This is a genomic window from Dyadobacter luticola (assembly GCF_005860805.1).
GTDB classification, from domain to species: domain Bacteria; phylum Bacteroidota; class Bacteroidia; order Cytophagales; family Spirosomataceae; genus Dyadobacter; species Dyadobacter luticola.
The window spans coordinates 844,753-863,139 of record NZ_VCEJ01000005.1 but is presented as its reverse complement, the minus strand read 5'-3'; the positions used below and the strand labels follow the sequence as shown (position 1 = coordinate 863,139).

The 18,387-nt window shown below is 46.4% G+C and carries 18 protein-coding genes; all 18 read right to left on the bottom strand.

Features of this window, described 5'->3' with window-relative positions; genetic code table 11:
- Positions 1-16: 16 nt before the first annotated feature.
- Entirely contained in the window at positions 17-1,294 is a 1,278-nt protein-coding gene (locus FEN17_RS22730) for an NAD(P)/FAD-dependent oxidoreductase (RefSeq protein ID WP_138367670.1), read from the bottom strand.
- Between the two features lie 161 nt (positions 1,295-1,455).
- Positions 1,456-2,184: a methyltransferase family protein gene (locus FEN17_RS22725; protein ID WP_138367669.1), complete on the bottom strand. Its 729-nt coding sequence runs from the start codon at positions 2,182-2,184 to the stop codon at positions 1,456-1,458.
- The gene (gene cmoA, locus FEN17_RS22720) at positions 2,181-2,933 is read right to left on the bottom strand and encodes a carboxy-S-adenosyl-L-methionine synthase CmoA (protein ID WP_138367668.1); all 753 of its coding nucleotides are present in this window, start codon (positions 2,931-2,933) and stop codon (positions 2,181-2,183) included. Before cmoA ends, FEN17_RS22725 begins: the two co-directional genes overlap by 4 nt.
- A 10-nt stretch (positions 2,934-2,943) precedes the next feature.
- Positions 2,944-3,576 (bottom strand): sterol desaturase family protein, encoded by a 633-nt coding sequence (locus tag FEN17_RS22715; RefSeq protein ID WP_138367667.1) that lies wholly within the window; start codon positions 3,574-3,576, stop codon positions 2,944-2,946.
- Position 3,577: 1 nt separating this feature from the next.
- Positions 3,578-4,150 carry a DUF4833 domain-containing protein gene (locus FEN17_RS22710; RefSeq protein ID WP_138367666.1) on the bottom strand — a complete coding sequence of 191 codons (573 nt, stop codon included), beginning with the start codon at positions 4,148-4,150 and terminating at the stop codon, positions 3,578-3,580.
- A gap of 16 nt (positions 4,151-4,166) precedes the next feature.
- Complete coding sequence (locus FEN17_RS22705; RefSeq protein ID WP_171037980.1) at positions 4,167-5,072, bottom strand: PfkB family carbohydrate kinase; 906 nt, start codon at positions 5,070-5,072, stop codon at positions 4,167-4,169.
- 57 nt (positions 5,073-5,129) lie between these two features.
- Complete coding sequence (locus FEN17_RS22700) at positions 5,130-5,843, bottom strand: HAD family hydrolase (RefSeq protein ID WP_138367664.1); 714 nt, start codon at positions 5,841-5,843, stop codon at positions 5,130-5,132.
- 9 nt (positions 5,844-5,852) lie between these two features.
- Positions 5,853-6,872: a lysylphosphatidylglycerol synthase transmembrane domain-containing protein gene (locus FEN17_RS22695; protein ID WP_138367663.1), complete on the bottom strand. Its 1,020-nt coding sequence runs from the start codon at positions 6,870-6,872 to the stop codon at positions 5,853-5,855.
- A complete protein-coding gene (locus FEN17_RS22690; protein ID WP_138367662.1) occupies positions 6,853-7,788 on the bottom strand; it encodes a CDP-alcohol phosphatidyltransferase family protein in 936 nt (311 codons plus the stop codon). Before FEN17_RS22690 ends, FEN17_RS22695 begins: the two co-directional genes overlap by 20 nt.
- A complete protein-coding gene (locus FEN17_RS22685; RefSeq protein ID WP_138367661.1) occupies positions 7,781-8,656 on the bottom strand; it encodes an ATP-grasp domain-containing protein in 876 nt (291 codons plus the stop codon). Before FEN17_RS22685 ends, FEN17_RS22690 begins: the two co-directional genes overlap by 8 nt.
- Before the next feature lie 66 nt (positions 8,657-8,722).
- The gene (locus FEN17_RS22680) at positions 8,723-9,436 is read right to left on the bottom strand and encodes a nucleotidyltransferase family protein (protein ID WP_138367660.1); all 714 of its coding nucleotides are present in this window, start codon (positions 9,434-9,436) and stop codon (positions 8,723-8,725) included.
- A gap of 15 nt (positions 9,437-9,451) precedes the next feature.
- Complete coding sequence (locus FEN17_RS22675) at positions 9,452-12,025, bottom strand: DUF5686 and carboxypeptidase-like regulatory domain-containing protein (protein ID WP_138367659.1); 2,574 nt, start codon at positions 12,023-12,025, stop codon at positions 9,452-9,454.
- 21 nt (positions 12,026-12,046) lie between these two features.
- Positions 12,047-13,075, bottom strand: a complete 1,029-nt coding sequence (locus FEN17_RS22670; RefSeq protein WP_138367658.1) for an NAD-dependent epimerase/dehydratase family protein — start codon at positions 13,073-13,075, stop codon at positions 12,047-12,049.
- The gene (locus FEN17_RS22665) at positions 13,072-14,193 is read right to left on the bottom strand and encodes a GNAT family N-acetyltransferase (protein WP_138367657.1); all 1,122 of its coding nucleotides are present in this window, start codon (positions 14,191-14,193) and stop codon (positions 13,072-13,074) included. Before FEN17_RS22665 ends, FEN17_RS22670 begins: the two co-directional genes overlap by 4 nt.
- On the bottom strand, positions 14,190-15,401 hold the full coding sequence (gene spt, locus FEN17_RS22660) for a serine palmitoyltransferase (RefSeq protein ID WP_138367656.1): 1,212 nt from the start codon (positions 15,399-15,401) through the stop codon (positions 14,190-14,192). The genes FEN17_RS22665 and spt overlap by 4 nt, the downstream gene beginning before the upstream one ends.
- A gap of 633 nt (positions 15,402-16,034) precedes the next feature.
- Entirely contained in the window at positions 16,035-16,649 is a 615-nt protein-coding gene (locus FEN17_RS22655; RefSeq protein WP_138367655.1) for a TetR/AcrR family transcriptional regulator, read from the bottom strand.
- A 189-nt stretch (positions 16,650-16,838) separates the two neighbouring features.
- Complete coding sequence (locus tag FEN17_RS22650; RefSeq protein WP_138367654.1) at positions 16,839-17,828, bottom strand: FAD:protein FMN transferase; 990 nt, start codon at positions 17,826-17,828, stop codon at positions 16,839-16,841.
- A gap of 153 nt (positions 17,829-17,981) precedes the next feature.
- The gene (locus tag FEN17_RS22645) at positions 17,982-18,167 is read right to left on the bottom strand and encodes a hypothetical protein (RefSeq protein ID WP_138367653.1); all 186 of its coding nucleotides are present in this window, start codon (positions 18,165-18,167) and stop codon (positions 17,982-17,984) included.
- Positions 18,168-18,387: the final 220 nt, after the last annotated feature.

Genomic DNA, 18,387 nt, shown 5'->3' with positions numbered 1-18,387 from the left:
GTGAGTTGTGTACTGTTTAAACAGGTTCCACTTTTTCTTCCTTCACGGCGGGTTTAATGATCATCCGCAGCGATTGGTCTTTGGTAAAGTACGCGACCATCCAGTTGTACAGGGTTTTCATCCGGTTTCTGTGGTTAATTAATGAAACCAGGTGAATGAAAAGCCACGCCAGCCAGGCTATCACGCCTTTGAAATGCAGCTTGGGCGCCGGCAGGTCCACCACCGCTTTGGCCCGTCCGATGATCGCCATCGAACCTTTGTCGTGGTAGGCAAATGCTTTCAGCGGCTGCTGCTCGGCGATACGCCCGAAATTGGCTGCCAGGTTTTTACCCTGCTGAATAGCTACCTGCGCCACCTGCGGGTGTCCGTTCGGCCAGTTTTTATCTGTCTGCTGCAGGCAGGCATCGCCAATCGCGTATACATTGTAAGATCCTGAGACTTTATTATGCTCGTCAACCAGCAATCTTCTTCCACGGCCGTACCATTCAGGTGGCACGCCCTCGAAAACTTTGCCGGTGACGCCGGCTGCCCATATCAGCGTTTTCGCATCGATGGTATCACCTTCGGTGAAATACACTTTATCGTCAACAAAATCGGAGACGTGGGTATTCAGTTTTATTTTCACGCCGAGCTTGCGCAGCGCCTCGTAAGTATCTTCCTGCGATTTTTTGCTCATGGGCGAAAGCAGGGCGTCGCCGCCGTCCACGAGGTAAATTTCACTGCCTTTGCCGGCCAGCTCAGGATATTCCTTGCGCAGGATACCATTCCGCATTTCTGCAAATATCCCCGATATCTCTACGCCAGTCGGCCCGCCGCCGGCTACCACCACCGTCAGCAGTTTTTTAATTTCCTCCGGATCGTCGATAATCGATGCTTTTTCCATTTGCGAAAGCAGCTTGTTCCGCATCCCGATCGCATCTTCCAGCGTTTTCATCGGCGTAGCATTGCGCTTCACATTCTCCATGCCGAAGAAGTTGGTTTCGGCGCCGGTCGCGAAAACCAGGAAATCATATTCCAGCTCACCATTGGAAAGAACGATCTTGTTTTCAGCAGGAACCACCTTCAAAAGTTCTCCCAGGCGGAAATGCACTTTTCCTCTCCCCAAAAACAGTTTCCGGAAAGGGTAGCTGATGCTGGAAGGTTCCAGGAACGCAGTCGCCACCTGATAGATCAGCGGCGGGAAAAAATTATAGTTGTTCTTGTCTACAAGCGTAACTTCAAATTGCTTGCGTTTCGCAAGGTCCAGAGCGAGATTGACACCTGCAAACCCTCCTCCAATGATTACAATGTTCATGATTTCCTGTTATGTATGTCGGGTCGCTGAGTATGGTAATACGGTATTTACATTCAGGAAGTCCCCGATGGTTGCTTCTGGCGTCTTATACAATTACGTGCCAGGGTTGCTGCTAACCGGTTACTGAAAAAATAATCTTTAAGAAAAAGGAATTAAAGGGATCAGGCTACGCTATCGGTCATTTTGCCGGATTTTTTCAAATACCTGACGTAACCATAAACGGCACCCAATAAGACAACAATAATACTGAACAAAATGATCCTTGAATTGCTATCAGGAATGAGTTGGGGATATTTAAATATCAACAATGCGAAAATCCCGATCAACCAGACAAGCAGTGTGTTATACTCTTTCAGAATCCAGCGCTTATAATTAAAGTGCATTCCGTTCAATGTTTCCGAAAAACCGCTGAAATTGATCAGCCACCGGTTTACCCTGCTGCAATATGCGTCAAACTGTGCACCGAACTTGTTCCTCAGAAAATTCTCTTCGGCCAAAACGATCGCCTGATAAATAAACAGGAACAAAGGCATTACGATACCTACGTAAATGAGCGAATTGGCGAGTATTCCCACACCGAGCAGCATCAATATGTTACCCACATACAGCGGGTTACGGCAATGTCTGAAAATCCCTTCCGTCACCAGCTTCTCGGCGTACACTTTTTTGTCCCTTCCCCCCCGGATAATGTAAGCCAGCCCGATGGTGATGCCCCTGGTGATCTCACCGGCAAAAGTCACCAGCAAACCGAGGATGATCGGATATAAATAATACTTCTCACCAAACTGCTCCGGTGCAAAAAGCGGCGGCGAGGGTACAAAAAGAAGCAGATAAAGAAAAATAAACAGATTGTTCCTGTACTTGAAAAAGAAATTACCGATTGAAATCATGATTTTTTGAAAGCTATCATTCCCGAAAAATTATACCACTTGAAAAACACTTCACAGTCTGTGAAACCCGCTTCTTTGAGCAGCAGGGTGTTTTCCGATAATTTGTAAGGAATCAAAACATTCTCCAAAGCCTCACGTTTCTGCGAAATTTCAAGTTCGCTGTAATGGTTACGACGTTTATAATCGTAATAATACTTTATGAAATCGCGGTTAAACTGAGAATTTTCTGTTAAAACTTTTTCCGCCAGCAAAAGCACGCCGCCGGGGTTCAGACCTTTGTAAATATTGCGCAGTAATCTTTCGCGGTAAAGCGGGCGGACAAACTGCAATGTCAGGCAAAGAATGACGACGGAAGCATTTTTGATCGGTAACTCCTCCTGCTGCAAGTCGGCGACCGTCAGCTCGTAGGGACGGACAAAACCGGCTTCCTTCAATTTCAGGTCACATTTATCCAGCATTTCGGGCGATTCGTCAATACCGACAAACCGGACATCCGAGGGGATCAGCTTATCGATTTCAATGAGGGTTGTGCCCGTGGAGCAGCCCAGATCATAAACCGAAGATCCTTCCTTGGCGTGATCGGCGGCAATTTCGCCCAGCATCCGCTGGATTTCACCATAAAAAGGCACCGATCTGCTAACCATGTCGTCAAAGACTTTCACTACTGTTGTCCCAAACTTGAAGTCGGAGGCCTTCGTAATTTCATCTTTAAAGACCTGGTCTTTAATGTTGTTTCCCGTATTATCCATTATTTAAGAGTTAAGATGAGCCAGTATTTGCAGGACGTTTTTCATTTGAACCGAAAATCCTGTCCCAAATATCCGAACTTACGCCGTAACCTTTGCTAGCATCTGAATAATGATGTTGCATATGATGTTTTTTTAATCTCTTCCAGAAAGCGGATTTAAAATGGGCATGATGCAGCGCATAGTGGCTCATGTCGTAAAACAGGTAGCCTGTCATAAACCCCGAGAAGAAAGCCGCGACCTGGTATTCGCCCATAAAAAGCGTAAAAAGAAAGTAAAAAGCAGCCGAAAGCGGGATACTTACCGACGGCGGCATTACCAGCCTTTTGGCATCATTGGGATAGTCGTGGTGCACGCCGTGGAAGATAAAATGGATACGCTCCATGAACTTTCCGCGCGGGTTGAAATGAAAAACAAAACGGTGCATGAAGTACTCGGTGAATGTCCAAATAAAAAGACCGCCGAGCACGGTCAGGACGAATTCGTACCAGGACAAAACGCCCAGGGCTTTCCAGGAAAAATAAAAAATCACTGGTACGAAAATGAAGAGCGGTACACTATAATGTACTTTGGAAAGTGATTCAAGGACACGGTTGTTGAACATCCTCGAAGATTCCGTGGAGTTGGAGACATATTTTTTAGGCATGTCAGGATGGTTTTATTCTCTGTACTACGGTTTTTCCGGTTGCGGTGTCAGTCCCTTTTAATTCAATGTAGAGCACATTGGGGGACCAGAAAGTACCTCCATCGATGCGGATGAAGACCCTTGTGAGGACACATTCCTTCTTATCGATGTTGGCGTAAACGTGGTATTCGTTCTTGCTGTCGCGGCGGAGATAAAGCGGCAGCTTGGAGTAGGCTACTGAACGGAGCTCGTAAGCAGCATTGCCGGTGGGTTTGAAATTGATCCCGTAGGCAAATTTGCGCTGTAAATAATTGAGGTCCCTTCTTTCGCCACCGTCAGTATAGCGGATCCAGAAAGTGTGAACGGGGTCTTTTTCTTTCAGGCGACCCTGATCGTCCACATTGAGCTGATAACAAATCGTATTCGCATTCGGGTCGCGCTGGATGTAAAACAGCAGCCCGGGGATATTCTTGGGAACCGGGAAATCGTCGGGATCAGCCGCAGCATTCACCGGTTTTTTCTCCGCAGAATAGCTTCCTGAATACGAAACAAGCGTCAGGCAAAGCGCCATCAGCATGCTAAGCACGTATTTCATAACTATTTAAAATCTATCAATAAATTGCCTGGGCAATTATTTCTCTATCACATTCACCAAACTGTAATACTTCATTCACCATTTCCTGGTTCCCCGAAAATGGTCCCGAAGACTGGATCTTCAATGTTGCCATCGCAGCACCGAACTCTCCTGCCTCCTGCACGTCCGCGCCGCTCACTTTTTTGCTCAGGTAACCGGCCATGTAAGTATCGCCGCAGCCTGTCGCATCCACCACCGAAGCCGGTTTATAAGCTGGTATCTGGAAAAAATGATTGTCTTTATAAACCAGCGAGCCTTTGCTGCCTAGCGTAATAATCACTTCCTTCACACCCATATCCGCCAGGTACTGCGCGCCTTCGCGGACATCGCTGGTACCTGTCACGGTTTCCATTTCAAATTCATTGGCTTTCAGGATCGATACGTAGGGCAATGCTTCTTTTTTATCGGCCCAGTCGGTGTAATACACTTTCTGGTTTTCCACGTAGCGGAGGTAACCCTGGATATCCAGTGAAACCATTCCTTTGGAAGCCAGTGATTTCAGCAAATCCACCGAAATGTCATCGGAAAGCAACGGGCCGAGGTGGAAAATTTTGGCCTCGATGGACGGCATTTGTTCTACCGTGAAAGGGGCCGCCTTGTGCAGCACATTCTGCTCCCGGTAATCCTGGTTGGCACTGTAAATGTTCTCGAAATAAACGGTATAGGGACTGTTTTGGGAGAAAACCTCAATTTGTTCTTCACGCAGACCGGCAACAATGTGGCTTTCCTCTTCCGCCAGGGCGGTCACCAGCATATAGTTGAGGTCGAACTGCCGGAGCGCCTTCGAAAAATAGAAAGACGTACCGCCAGGCATGTATTTGGTCGAATGCGGCGTCACTACCTTATCCAGTGTAATGTGGCCGATGGTACATATATCGTACATGTTTTTAAAAATTTAATTTTATCACGGCACTTCACATGTCCTGATAAAAGTTGACAACTAGCCCAGACCGGCTATGACTTCGTTGATCCGGGTAAAATCTGTAATCTCAACATCCGCTTCCCATTCTCTCTGTTTTTGCGCAGTGCCTTCTTCCCAGCCAGATACATTCAGCCAAACTGCCTTGCAACCAAGTTGTTTGGCGGGACTAATGTCTTTGGAATAAGAATCACCCACTACGGCACATTCTGCGGGCAGGTAACCAAGCAGATTAATCCCGAGCTGGTAAATTTGCGGATCGGGCTTCCGGACGCCGACCACAGCAGATTCGACCACAGCCTGGAAATAGTCCAGTATGCCAAAATCCCGCAGTACGTTTTGAATGTTTCCATAAAAATTGGAAACCATCACAATCGGGTATTGTTGCGCCAGATTCGCCAAGGCGGGCGTGGCATTTTTCACGGTAGTGTGCGCGAAATGGTTGCAATCACGGGCAATCGCTTCAATCGCCGCATCATTTACTTCAAAGCCCTGCTCTTTCAAAAAGTGAAACTGCTGCCCTACTTTCAGAAAAAGCACATCGTAAAATACATGCTGCGGCTGAATAATCGGATTCAAAGCCAAAGCTCTTTCACCGAATGTGTACGCTTTTGCAAAACTCTCTCTATCAATACTCACCTGATGACGCTGGTAGCTGTCCCACAGCACATTAGCCCAATGCAGGCCGTTTGTGTCAATGGTGCCACCGTAGTCGAGGAGGATTCCTTTTATCATTATTCTTTTTTATTCACTAACAACTAAAACCTCTTTTTCTCTTGTTTTGCTCTTCTTATTAATCAGCGCAAGCCCGATCATGATCCAGACGATCTCTCGGATGCGCATCACGACCCCGATAAAAATGCCTGGTGCGGAGGATAAGCCGATACTTTTTAATGCCAGTACCAAACCGCCTTCCCGCGTTCCCAGCTGCATCGGGAAGAAGAAAATCAAATTTGCAAAGAGCGATGAGCCCGAACTGACGATCAGCGACTGCGCCAATGTCATTTCCATGCCGATGGCGTGCGCCGTGAAATAAATTTCAAGACAGCCGATCACCCGCGCGAAAAACTCGAAGAATAGTGCGTAGTAAAAAACACCCTGCCGCTCGGCGTACAAAATCCGGATCTGCTCATCGACTTCGTACAATGTTTCGGCATTCTTTAAAGCAAACTCGCGCGCTTTGTTTTTTATAAAAGGCACTTTTTCCAGCAGCCTGAATGTGCTGACGGTGAAGCCTTTTTTATAAACATTAATAAACCAGTAACCCAGCACCAGCCCTACGATCAGCATGATCCCGCAGCCCACCAGCATGGTATCACTCAGCGGCACCACCGCCACGATCAGTACGATCGACGCCAGCCAGAAAAGCACGTGCGAAAACATGTGCATCAAGCTATATAACAACACCGAAGAAGTGGCTTTCTGAATTCCCAGCGCGGGTTTCAGCTCCAAAATCCGGTAAGGTTCGCCACCCAATGCTACAAAAGGCGTAATGTAATTGATGGCATATCCCGAGATCGTCAGCCGCAAAACTGCCCAGAAAGACAAATTCGTCTCCGGCAACTGCGGCTCGCGGATGATCGCGCGGAAGGCAAAAGCATTCAAAACATAAATCAGCAGCCAGCTTCCAATCACCGGCACAAACCAGATTCCCGTACGCTGAATGTCTTCCCAGATCTCGTCCACACCCGTCTCGTAGACCATATAGCCCAGCGTGACAATGCCGATCACCATGAAAAGTGCCTTATACGCTTTGGAATTCATTCGCTTCCTTTTTCAGGATTTTCTCGTAAAAATATTTGCTCACTTTCTCCTGGTTCACGATCATGTAAATCAGTATCGGGTTGAGTACGAACATATCGAAGAAGAAATAAATCCACGATTGATCTAAAAACAACCATAAAAACAGAAAAAGCACGCGGGTATTGAACTGCACAATGTTGGTATACTTCATCAAAGGCTTGTTGTGCGCCCTAAAATCTGCCACCAGATCAGCCGGTAAACCCAGCTTGTAATGTTGCCGTACAGCGCCCAGCAATTTTTGCAGGTTGGGCGAGAAGCTCTCCTGTAACTTGGTATAATTGAGATAAGTACGCGCTACAAACTTCATCCCGAAATTCTTCGACCAGCTCAGCTCGTCATATTCTCTCTGTAAATCGCGGCTGTTGTCGAGCTCGCTTCCGGAGGTTCCTTTAATAAAAAACAAATGCACATTCCGGTAATAATCTGCCATCGCCGACTGCACTACGTGGGAAGCGCCCGCCAGCACACCGGGAACCCAGATCAATGCGCTCCAACCTTCATTCATGCTGCGGAGGCAAATCGCAATGTGGATCGAGATAAACCAGAAATCTCCCGCCGCACCGTCGAGAATACGTCCCAGACGGCTCTTATCATTTGTCATCCGCGCCAGCTGGCCGTCGGCACTATCCAGTGAATTGGCAAAAACCAGCGACAACATGCCGATCACGTTCACCCACAAATCCTGGGAATAAAACAGGATACCGGCCGCCACACCGAAGAAAATGCTGATGATGGTCACCGGATTAGGCCTCAACCCCACTTTCGCACAAAAAAGCGCGATCTGGTAACCAATCGGGCGGTAAAACCAGATATCGATCTGCTCCTCGGTATCATTGGATTTTAGAGAATTCTCAAATGCTGACGTCGTATTATCCATGAACTGGTACGCTGAATTTTTGATAAATCGTTTGTGCAATGTGCACCGAAGCCTCATCCCGGCAAGGCGCAAAGCTCGGCCAGTCGTTCAGATCAATGATGCGGAAACTGCCGTCTTTGCTCACAATCGCGTCGCCGCCGTAAATATCTATGCCTACCACACGCGCCGCTTTGGTTGCAACTTCGTGCAGATTATGGGCATCGAATTCATAATAAGCCGAGCTTCCGTTGATCTGTTCGTAGTCTGCGTACTTGTGGTGGTTGTTATCATAAGGATAAAACCAGAAGAAAAAGTCGGTACCGCGGACGCCGTAAAATTTCACCAGGTCACCCACTAAATGCTGTGAGATCACCGCGTCGGGAATGTCGCGCAGGGCGTATTCACGTAAAATTTCCTTCGCCTCCTGTTTCGACCTTGCGAAGGAAACATCTTCTTTATGGATCGCGTGAAAATCGCCTCTTTTGATCCAGTAACCTTTGCCGGTGATTTTGTTAAATACCTCGTCACCCTGGTAGCTTGTCGGTACAATGTAGCTGTCGGCCACCGGAACATCGTTTTGGTTCAATGCATTTGTCAGGTTGGTGCGGAAGCAGTTTTCGATGCCAAAAGCAGAGTTAACCACCTGTTTTCCTGCACTTTCCAGTTCCTGCAATTTCGCTACAACCTGTTTTTGGCGCGCCATCGTAAAAATCTGCTGCTGCGGTACCGATTCCATCGCGAGAAAATCGTCCTCGCAGCAAATCGTCACTTTGCAGCCCAGTTTTTCAAGCTCCCGGGCGGTCAGTTGAAAAATAGCATCATCATTCCCAATGTGATTGGGTGAAAATTTCTTGTTACGGTGTACGCCGAGTATTTCTAGTTCATCCATTTACTCCCCGGCCGGCGGCTCTTCCGGCCTTTATATGATTGGTGTCAGTTTGTTCTCCTTTGTTTTCTACGCCACTTCTTCCGGCCTCAAAAACAGTTCTGCGGTGCGGATATCACTCACATGGTCCACATCCACGATTTTTGAAAAAGGATAAGCCCGCAGCTTCACCCCATTTTCGATCAGTTGTCTTTGAAAATTACGCATCCGGCTCAGTCCGCTTTTTACCGCCAGGTCCACATTGTCGATTGCCTTTTTGCGAAAACAATAAATGCCGCCGGAGATAAATTCGGTCTGCGTCGTGTTTTTATCGGTAAATGCTGTGATAACATTTTCCTCATTTACAGTCACATACAGTGGACTTTCATCATCCACAAAAGTGGTCACCGCCATCAACCCATCGATTTCAACATGGCTTTCAAATGCTGAAATGTATCCGCCGAACTCCTCTTCCTTGAAAACCGTATCCGTCGTCGTAATGCAAACCGCGTCGAGTTCAGGATCTGTGCCCAACAATTCGTACACACTGTGCAGCGAGCTGGGGGTTGATTTTTTCAAAACAGAAAGCGGTAATGTCAAACTCAGCTCCGCCAAATGTGCTTCCAGTGCAGGCGATTCTTCATTAATGATCACCAGGATTTTCTCCGCATCATTCCGCATGAAAATCCCGATCAGCCGGTCGATCAGCATTTCACCATGCAGGCTTACCATTGGCTTTGGAAGTTTGAAACCCTCCTTCGCCAACCGTGAACCTTCTCCCGCAGCTATGATCGCGTAATTCATATTTTATTTAACTCTTTAAAAATCAAGCTTAAACCTCGCCCGCACACCCCACTCCGAAACGTTCGGATTGTTTAGATAAGAAAACCGTTTTACCAGATCCACGCGGAGCAGCTTGAAAATGTTGGCTATACCTACGCTGCCCTCAATGTAAGGCTCGCGAGACAGCGTGTAACTGATCGGCTTGCCATTTTCATCCACAGGAAACCGGAACAAGGAATTGTTGTAAGCCGGATTGTTTTCATTCCGCAAACCGCCCATTAAACCTTTGAAACTGAATACTTCACGCAATTTCAATTTTTTCAAAAGCGGGATTTTGTTGAACAAAAACCCATTCATATAATACTGCACATCCACACTCGCATAATGATCACTGACGAATTCCAGGAAGTTCATCAGGTTATAAGAGTTGAGCTGGTAGGCATAAGTCTGGTTGGCGCGGTGTACGGTCAGCAGCGGGAAAAGGATTTTGCTGCCAAATGTATAGCCGCCCTCCGCAGTCACGTCCGCATAACCAAACTGCGAGAGGTATACCCTTTTGTTAATGTTCGCGGCAAGGTTATGGTATCTGTTTTGACCTTCAAAAACTCCCTTCAAACCTGCATTATAGCGTAGTGTGAAAATCGGATATTTGTTGATAATCGGCGTCCGGTAAAGTTTTCCCTGGTAAAACTGCTCATTCGGAGCATAGCGCAATTCGAAGTTTGCCTCGGTATTGCTCAGAGATCCCGCATTTTTCAGCTGGCCGTCCTCTTCCAAGGTTTCGTAGCGCAGGATACCCGCAGCAGTTTGCCGCCACTGGGTAAACCCGATTTTGTAGGAAAGGTGGTTTTCGAACTCCCGCACATATTCCAGCTTGTAAATATCATTGTAGAGCCAGCGATTATTATCCCCTCTTTTGAATGACAAAAGGAAGTTATCTTCCTGCACAAATTGCAGCTCCTGACCCGGAATTTTGGTATCTCGCTGGTAACTCGCGCGGATGTAGTTCAGCGGGAAATGATAGACCGATTTGTTGTTGAACGAATAGGTACCGCTCAGGAAATATTTCCACTTCTGGTCCTTGAAACCATAAGCTGCATAAGTCTCAAAATAAACCCGCTTGCTCAGCTCCGTAGTAGTCCTACCTCCGAAACGTAACCTGAAACCTTCGATCGGGTTGAAGCTGTAAAAGGTATTGAAAGGCCCTACTTCCACTTTTCCGAAAGATTTGTAACCTGCCAGGAATACCGTGGCAATGTCCATCGTGCGGCGGAAAGACGGGATCGTTTGCAGGGTATCAATGTTTCTGTAAATATCCAGCTCGGTCCTCTCCAAGGGAATGTGACGTGCGCTGTTCCAGAAAGATTCGCCTGTTTTGACTTCGGGATTGTAAGCAACTTCTACGGCCGGGCCACGGTACACACTGTCGGGCTGGCTTTCATTAATTTTGTAATCTTTAAAATCCACAACCCTCTTTCCGTACAAACCACCGCCTTTTTCACCCAGCGCAAATTCCATCGCCAGGGTAGTTCTGCTTGGATGGTAGCGGCCGTCATCCCCTTTTTCAAATTCGAGACTTGCTTCCAAATCCCGCATGAAATTGAGGTTAATGTCTTTGTTTACAGTCAAATACGCATTCTGCACCCCATAGTTTCCGTCCAGCGTCACATACAGCTTGCCTTCGAAAAGCATATCTGTCTTATTTCTAGGCACGAAACCTAGTTCTACCAGCCACGGCGTGCTTGTTTTGATGGTATCGCGGATAAAGAATTTGTAGAACGTCGGAGCCGAGTTGGCAATCGGGCTCAGCAGCAGGTTGGTCGCTACCGAAACATCATTATTATAAAGATTGATGTCTTCATAAAGCCGGTTGAAATATTTACTCAAACCATCATTATCCACAAATTTCGAGTCAAACTCCGCGCGACGACCGGCCAACACCTTTTGCTTTTTGGTATATGGATTTTTCCGGAAATAAACCTGTGAGAGCTTTTCTTCAATGTAAGCAGGCAGCATGTTTTTGCCGCCCATCGCAGTAGAATCCTGCTGTTTGAACAAAAACTGGTAGTTCTTGAAAATGCGGCGGTCCTTGAAATTGTCCGACAGGTTGCTTAGCGCCATGGATATTTTCTCGTACTGCTCGTACTGGACATATTCATTGGCTGCCATTTTGTTCTGGTCCTTGTGCGCAATTACTTCGCGGATCAGCTGCACGGCCGGATTATCCTTATTGCGGTACCTGCCTTTTCCTTTCACCGTCACCTCTTTCAGCATCGAAGCATCCACCGCCATTTTAATGTCGATGACCTGGTCTATACCCTGTGTAATCGGCTTTTCGACGGTGACGTATCCTACATAGGAGAATTTGATAGAAGTATAATTCTCTTTTAATGTCATCGCATATTTTCCGTCGATATCCGACACAGTACCCATCGTGGTACCGGGAATGATGATGGACACGTAAGGCAATGTTTCACCCGACCTTGCGTCGGTAATCTTTCCTCTGATGGTAGTCGTAACCTCCTGCGATATAGCTGCTGCCGAGATCATCTGTAACAGAATGAAGGTCAGTAGTATGCGTGGCCATATCGTTTTATATATTGTTTTCATTGGGTGAGTTCAAATCTGCTTTCATAGCCACTTATTCGTCTTATACCACATTAAAGTTTCCGTAAGACCTTGCCGCAGATCATATTGCGGCTGATAATGCAGATTGTTCCGTGCGGCATCGATACTGCAGATCCAGTTTGGCGCTGTCAGTTCTTTTAATTTTTCCCTGTTCAAAACCGGTGTACGAGATGAAAATGCGTAGAGCAGATCCATAAAACCGGCCATGATTTTTACCAGGAACAAGGGAAGGTGTGTCCTGATGATATGCTTGCCGCTAATCTCCCTGAAACGGTCCGCGAGGGCATAGCGGTCGTAGGAGTGGCCGTCGGAAATGTTGTAAATGGTGGTTTCGAGCTTGTTTTCACTCAGGGCCGACATGGTCGCTGCCACGAGGTCTTTTACATAAACAAAACTCAGCCGCTGAGGTCTTTTGCCGATGTAGGCATCCAGCCCTTTGCTCAATGTCCGGAATAAAACAAACAGATCTTTCTCCCCGGGTCCGTACACAGCGGTAGGGCGGATGATACTCAACGGCAGGCCATTTACTTGTTCCAGGTATTGTTCGGCGAGCAGCTTGCTTCTGCCATAATCCGTTACCGGCACAGGCGAAGTTCTTTCTGTAATAGGCTGCTCTTCCGAATATGCCAACGGACCGATGGCGGCAAGACTGCTCAGGAAAACAAAGCGTCGCAGTGGGATATCCGACGACATTGCTGCCTGAGCCAAATTCAATGTATATCCGGCATTAACCAGATTGTAAGCTTCGGCACTCTTTGCCTTTGTAACCCCCGCTGCGTGAATGATGGAAGTATATTGTCCCTCTTCCAGCAAGGTTTTCAAAGAAAGTTTTGAACTAAAATCAGCATTGACAAACACCAGCGCGTCCGGTTTTCCCGATTGCTCTTGGGCTACCTGCAACTCCTTGAGAGAAGTCAGGTCACTGGTAGGGCGCACCATCGCATGTACTTCCATGCCCGCTTCGAGCGCCGCTTCCGCCAGGTGATAGCCTATAAATCCGCTCGCACCGGTGATCAATACTTTTTCTTTCATATCGGTTTTTCGTACAGGCGGTACCGCTTGTACAGTCGTCCGTTAATCTGCTCGATGGCGTGGTTCATCAGGTAGTTTCCTTCGAGCATCCAGGAACATTCGCCCCCGGTGACCTTGGTACCTCCTGTGTTTTTCAAAATTCGCCCATACAAGCACGCTTCAATTCCCATTTTCCGGTAACCCTCTACCACACCCAATGTCAGCACGCGGATCCTGGTGATATTGCTTTTGCCAAACAGCAGCTTGAAAATCCCTGTCGGCAACAATCTTCCCCTTTTTATTTTTATCAAAATCTGGTTGATATCCGGGATACCGAGTATAAATCCGACCAGCTTGTTATCTTTTTCGGCCACCAGACAGAACCTTGGATCAAGGACCATTTTCAAATCTTTGGCCAGATAATCAAACTCCTTTTCGGTCATCGGAACAAAACCCAGGTTCTTGTCCCAAGCCGAATTGTACACTTCCCTGATCTTTACCACCTCATTCTTGAAATCTTTCAGGTTCACCTGACGGATCACGATACCGTTCTTTTTGAGCCTGCCTTCCAGCGCGTCAATCATCCGGATCGACCGGTCACTGGCGGTGTCCATATTAATTTCGTACGCCAGCAAATCTGTCTTCTTTTCCAGACCCGCATTTTCCAGCAAGGCCGGGTAGTACGGCGCGTTGTAAGCCATCATCGCCATAGGCGGGCGGTCAAAGCCCTCTATCAATGTGCCGCAAGTTTCGTTTGTCGAAAGATTGACGGGTCCTACGATCGTTTTGGCACCTTTTTGTTTCAGCCATTTTTCGCTTTCTTTCAAAAGCAAGTCCACGGTTTCCTGATCATCGATCGTATCAAAAAACCCAAAAAAACCATCCTGCTGCCCTGTAAATGCAATATGATTGGTATTATAAATCGCCGCTACCCTTCCGGTAATCTTGTCACCCTCGTAGGCCAGGAAAAGCTGGATCTGCGAATGTTCGTGGAAAGGATGCTTTCCCGGCGTTAGCATATCCTTTTGGGCTATGAAGAGTTCGGGCACATAATTCGGATCGTGCTGATACAAATCATGCGGGAAATCGATAAACGATTTGAGTTCTTTAGGAGAGTTTACGTGGACTATTCGCTTCATAGCTGTTGTCTTTCTCTGATCGCTTCCGGACAAACCTCGCGGTACACGCGGGCCATTTTGTCAACTGCTTCTTCTATCTGACTGAATGTGTGTGTAGCCATTAAAGAAAAGCGTATCAAAGACTGCTCGGGACGAACACCCGGAGAAACCACCGGATTCACAAAAATCCCGTCGTCCTGCAAACGTTTCGTCATGATGAAAGTCTTCTCATTGTCGCGGATATAAAGCGGCAGAATCGGACTTTCGGTGCGGCCCAAATCAAAACCGTTGACCAGCAAAAGCTCTTTGGCATATCTTGTATTTGCCCAGAGACGCTCCATGTGATATGGCTCAGACTCAATGATATCCAGTGCCGCTAATGTACTTCCGACGGATGCCGGTGTCATACTTGCGCTGAACATCAGCGAGCGTGCGCGGTGTTTCATATAATCGATCACATCGGCGTCGCCAGCGATAAATCCGCCCAGGGAAGCCAGCGACTTGCTAAATGTTCCCATGATCAGGTCCGTCGAGTCGGTTAACCCAAAATAGGAAGCAGTTCCTGCACCTTTTTCACCGATCACGCCAAGACTATGCGCATCGTCCACCAAAACAGTAGCATCATATTCTGCTGCGATTGCATTCAGTTCGGGCAAATTCACGATATCCCCTTCCATGCTGAAAATACCGTCGGTAGCGATCAGCTTGTCCGCATCGGCCGGCAACATGCTCAGCTTTTTGCGAAGGTCGTTCATATCATTGTGCGCGTACTTGATCACTTTGGAAAATGAAAGACGGCTGCCATCGATGATCGAAGCGTGGTCGCTTTCGTCGAGGATCAGGTAATCGTTACGGCCTGTCAGACAAGACAATGCACCCAAGTTAGCCTGGTATCCTGTGCTGTAAAGGATCGCATCCTGCTTGCCGACAAACTTGGCGAGCCGTGCTTCCAGCTCTTCGTGAATGTCCAGCGTTCCGTTCAGAAAACGGGAGCCGGCGCATCCTGTGCCGTATTTTTGGACCGCCCTTTGGGAAGCCTCGATAATGTAAGGATGAGAAGTGAGTCCCAGATAGGAATTGGATCCGAACATCAGGACCGGCTTCCCGTTAATAATGACCTCGGTATCCTGTCCGGATTCGATTGGTCTGAAGAATGGATAGACTCCTTTCGCTCTTGCCTCATCGGGGTCTCTGAACTCCGCGACGCGTTTTTTTAATTTTTTACCCATAATTAATTAATGTCAGAATCAACAGCTTCTTTATTGGGGTGCCGGGTGGCATCAGGCTGCGGCCTGATCAGAAGATATCAGGCTTATTAATTGGTATTGAAGTAGTTATTTTTCATGTTAAATACTTTTAGGATCGTGAGTGTAAATGAAACCGCATTCAAGTTCCACTAGTTCAAAAAATCGTGCAATCGTTTTGTATTTTACCGTTAAAAAGCCATTAAAATCTCAGCTTCTTTTTTCGGCCTGCAACTGTAAAAAATCACTTTGCCTTTTGTAATCATATTGTGTTCGAACTTCCTGCCCTGAAATGTGACCATCGCCCAAAACGGCCACCTGCAAAACGTAATTCAAAACAAATTGAATGACAAGCGATTGTAAAGTAAATTCTGCGAGGTCTGATCTATATAGAGGCAGTTACTTGCAGTTCAAAATAGTATGCCACCTGCTTAAATTCTGGCCTTCTTTACGCAATCAACATTCAGCCTGATTTTGTATTAAACATTGATGAATATCGACCGGCAGACATTGTATTCCAATTTCATTTTTTACTGACGGTTGTCATCCGTGATGAATGACGGTCGGCTCAAATAAATGTTTATTTTAAATGTTTGATTAACACTTTTTGAAAAAAAATCAGTCCGCAAGGATCAGGTAATTACAAATCATCGCCTTCACATGCTCTTTATGACTTTCCGCGAATTCCTGAAAATCCGTATCCGACATATTGAACACCTGTTGATGAATACCTTTTCCAAGGAAAAGAAATTCAATACAGCTGGTCATTAAGGGTAAGATACTTTCTATCCGGATAGGACGCAACGTACCTTTTTTGATCCCGGCTTCGAGCTGCTGGCTAAACAATGTTGACTTAAATTGTTGGTAGAGAGGTATTTTCAACAAAAGCCTCTCCGGCACTTTGTGTATTTCGTTCATGATGAAAATCACCAGGTCCGGCTCCTGTTTCATCATCTGATAATTATTTTCGATTACCTCAGAAATCTTGGTTTTAATATCCACCGGCTTATTCAGGATATCGATTACGCTCTGGAAATAAAGGCCCATCAAATCTTTAAAAATCTCGATGAACAACTTTTCCTTACTTCTGAAATAATAATTCGTCAGGGCAATGTTCATGTCGGCTTCGTTCGCAATGTCGCGTGACGTGGTGCCATCATACCCCTTTTTAAGAAAAACCCGCTTGGCCGCCTCTCTGATCTTGTCTTCGCTTTTTTCTGAAACGCACTTCACTTCTCTGACTGTTAGGTTAAGTACTTGAACGACAACGGCAGGTTCGATTTATTACCCAAAGATTATCATTCTTACAGAGACGAACAAACGTTTTAAATGATTAGTTTAAACGAATGTTTAAAATGTTCGTTTGATTGAATTTTATAAAAAAATTATCCTATTCAATGTATTGTGCCTAGCAATCAGGGGTTATTCGAGCATGTTCCACTCGGCGATTTTCTCGCCTTGCTTCTCCACCAGCCAGACCCTACTTTTAGGGAACGAATGAAGATAGATTTTACTCTTTTTTATTCCAGCCACACTGAAAGCAGTGGCCAGCGCGTCGGCTACGGTGCCGTCGGGGGAGATGACAGTGGTGCGGACGTGAAAGAGCAGGCCGATGCCGGTTTTTGGATCAACAATGTGGGAATAGCGGACACCTTTGTACTCCATGAAGCGGTAAGTCGGGCCGGAGGTAGCGAGGCCAACATTATGCAACTTCATGGTTTTCAACGAATCGCTGCCATTTGATACCGTTATATTCCAGCCTTCCTCGCCCGGCGGCGGGTTAAGGAGCACGATTTTTCCGCCAGCGTCCATCATGGCAGAAGTGATGCCCATTTTTTTCAATTCTTTGAGCGATTCTTCGGCAGCATAACCTTTGCCGAGACCGCCGATATCCAGCCGCATTCCCTTTTGAGTAAGTAAGATTGACTGCGTCGATTTATCCATTTTCAGCTTGGTGTAGCCGGTTTTACTTTTCGCTTCGCGGATTTCAGTTTCAGTAGGAAAAATGCCTTTGCGGGTTGCATGCCGCCACATTTGCACAAGCGGACCCATGGTTGCGTCAAAAGCACCATCGGTTTTAGCACTGATATCCTGAGAAACCGCCAGAATATCGAAGAGATCTTTGCTCACTTTGATCCACTTTCCACTACCCGACTGCGCCGAAGCCCGGTTGATTTCACTACCGTCGCGATAATCGCTCATGATCTCATTGAGCTCAGCCACCCGGTCAAAAGCTTTTTTTGCGGCTAGATCGGCGATGGAATCACTGGAAGTATAAAAAATCAGTTTGAACGGCGAGCCCATCATGCCCTTCTCATATACATAGCGTTTGTCCTGTGCAGTAACGTAGTTTACAAAGCCACTGATAAACAATAGGAAAGCAATTTTGACTGGGGCAGGCACTTGAATCATGAAGGTATTTTATTGAATCCGGGGCGAAAATTACGCCATTTCAACGAATTGACCTTGGTTAAAAGGATACGGATAAAAAGTTGACCGCCTGAAAATAAAAAAAGGTGCTAACCTCCCGGCTGGCACCCTTTATCCTCCCTGCGTTCTTTCACATTAGCTATAATGTTCAAAAGAAGTATTCTGATCAGTTGGTTCAAGATGCAATGTCATCGCATCCTTGATCAATCCCACACCTATAAAAGGAAGTGAAATGATTGTCGAAATTATCATCGCAACGAAAAGGATCATTGCAAAGAAAAACTTCCCGCAGTAGTACACCATTTTTGGTAGGAAGCTCATATGTGAATTATTTAGGTTATAATTTTCATTGGCAAAGTTAAATAAATAATCATGCCACCAAAATAAATAGTACAATTTAATTATTTATTTGTCTGATTTATAGATAAATAACTACACGGTTGTCAGATTTTGTCGTAGGCATTCTATTATCTTGACATAAATGTTGCATTTCTTAGCATGAAATGGTTGTAGCGGATACAAAACCTGTCGTCCAACCAGT

Bases quoted from the DNA above. Each gene is read 5' to 3' on its own strand.
- FEN17_RS22730 (WP_138367670.1), bottom strand. From the start codon at position 1,294: ATGAACATTGTAATCATTGGAGGAGGGTTTGCAGGTGTCAATCTCGCT.
- FEN17_RS22725 (WP_138367669.1), bottom strand. From the start codon at position 2,184: ATGATTTCAATCGGTAATTTCTTTTTCAAGTACAGGAACAATCTGTTT.
- cmoA (WP_138367668.1), bottom strand. From the start codon at position 2,933: ATGGATAATACGGGAAACAACATTAAAGACCAGGTCTTTAAAGATGAA.
- FEN17_RS22715 (WP_138367667.1), bottom strand. From the start codon at position 3,576: ATGCCTAAAAAATATGTCTCCAACTCCACGGAATCTTCGAGGATGTTC.
- FEN17_RS22710 (WP_138367666.1), bottom strand. From the start codon at position 4,150: ATGAAATACGTGCTTAGCATGCTGATGGCGCTTTGCCTGACGCTTGTT.
- FEN17_RS22705 (WP_171037980.1), bottom strand. From the start codon at position 5,072: ATGTACGATATATGTACCATCGGCCACATTACACTGGATAAGGTAGTG.
- FEN17_RS22700 (WP_138367664.1), bottom strand. From the start codon at position 5,843: ATGATAAAAGGAATCCTCCTCGACTACGGTGGCACCATTGACACAAAC.
- FEN17_RS22695 (WP_138367663.1), bottom strand. From the start codon at position 6,872: ATGAATTCCAAAGCGTATAAGGCACTTTTCATGGTGATCGGCATTGTC.
- FEN17_RS22690 (WP_138367662.1), bottom strand. From the start codon at position 7,788: ATGGATAATACGACGTCAGCATTTGAGAATTCTCTAAAATCCAATGAT.
- FEN17_RS22685 (WP_138367661.1), bottom strand. From the start codon at position 8,656: ATGGATGAACTAGAAATACTCGGCGTACACCGTAACAAGAAATTTTCA.
- FEN17_RS22680 (WP_138367660.1), bottom strand. From the start codon at position 9,436: ATGAATTACGCGATCATAGCTGCGGGAGAAGGTTCACGGTTGGCGAAG.
- FEN17_RS22675 (WP_138367659.1), bottom strand. From the start codon at position 12,025: ATGAAAACAATATATAAAACGATATGGCCACGCATACTACTGACCTTC.
- FEN17_RS22670 (WP_138367658.1), bottom strand. From the start codon at position 13,075: ATGAAAGAAAAAGTATTGATCACCGGTGCGAGCGGATTTATAGGCTAT.
- FEN17_RS22665 (WP_138367657.1), bottom strand. From the start codon at position 14,193: ATGAAGCGAATAGTCCACGTAAACTCTCCTAAAGAACTCAAATCGTTT.
- spt (WP_138367656.1), bottom strand. From the start codon at position 15,401: ATGGGTAAAAAATTAAAAAAACGCGTCGCGGAGTTCAGAGACCCCGAT.
- FEN17_RS22650 (WP_138367654.1), bottom strand. From the start codon at position 17,828: ATGATTCAAGTGCCTGCCCCAGTCAAAATTGCTTTCCTATTGTTTATC.
- FEN17_RS22645 (WP_138367653.1), bottom strand. From the start codon at position 18,167: ATGAGCTTCCTACCAAAAATGGTGTACTACTGCGGGAAGTTTTTCTTT.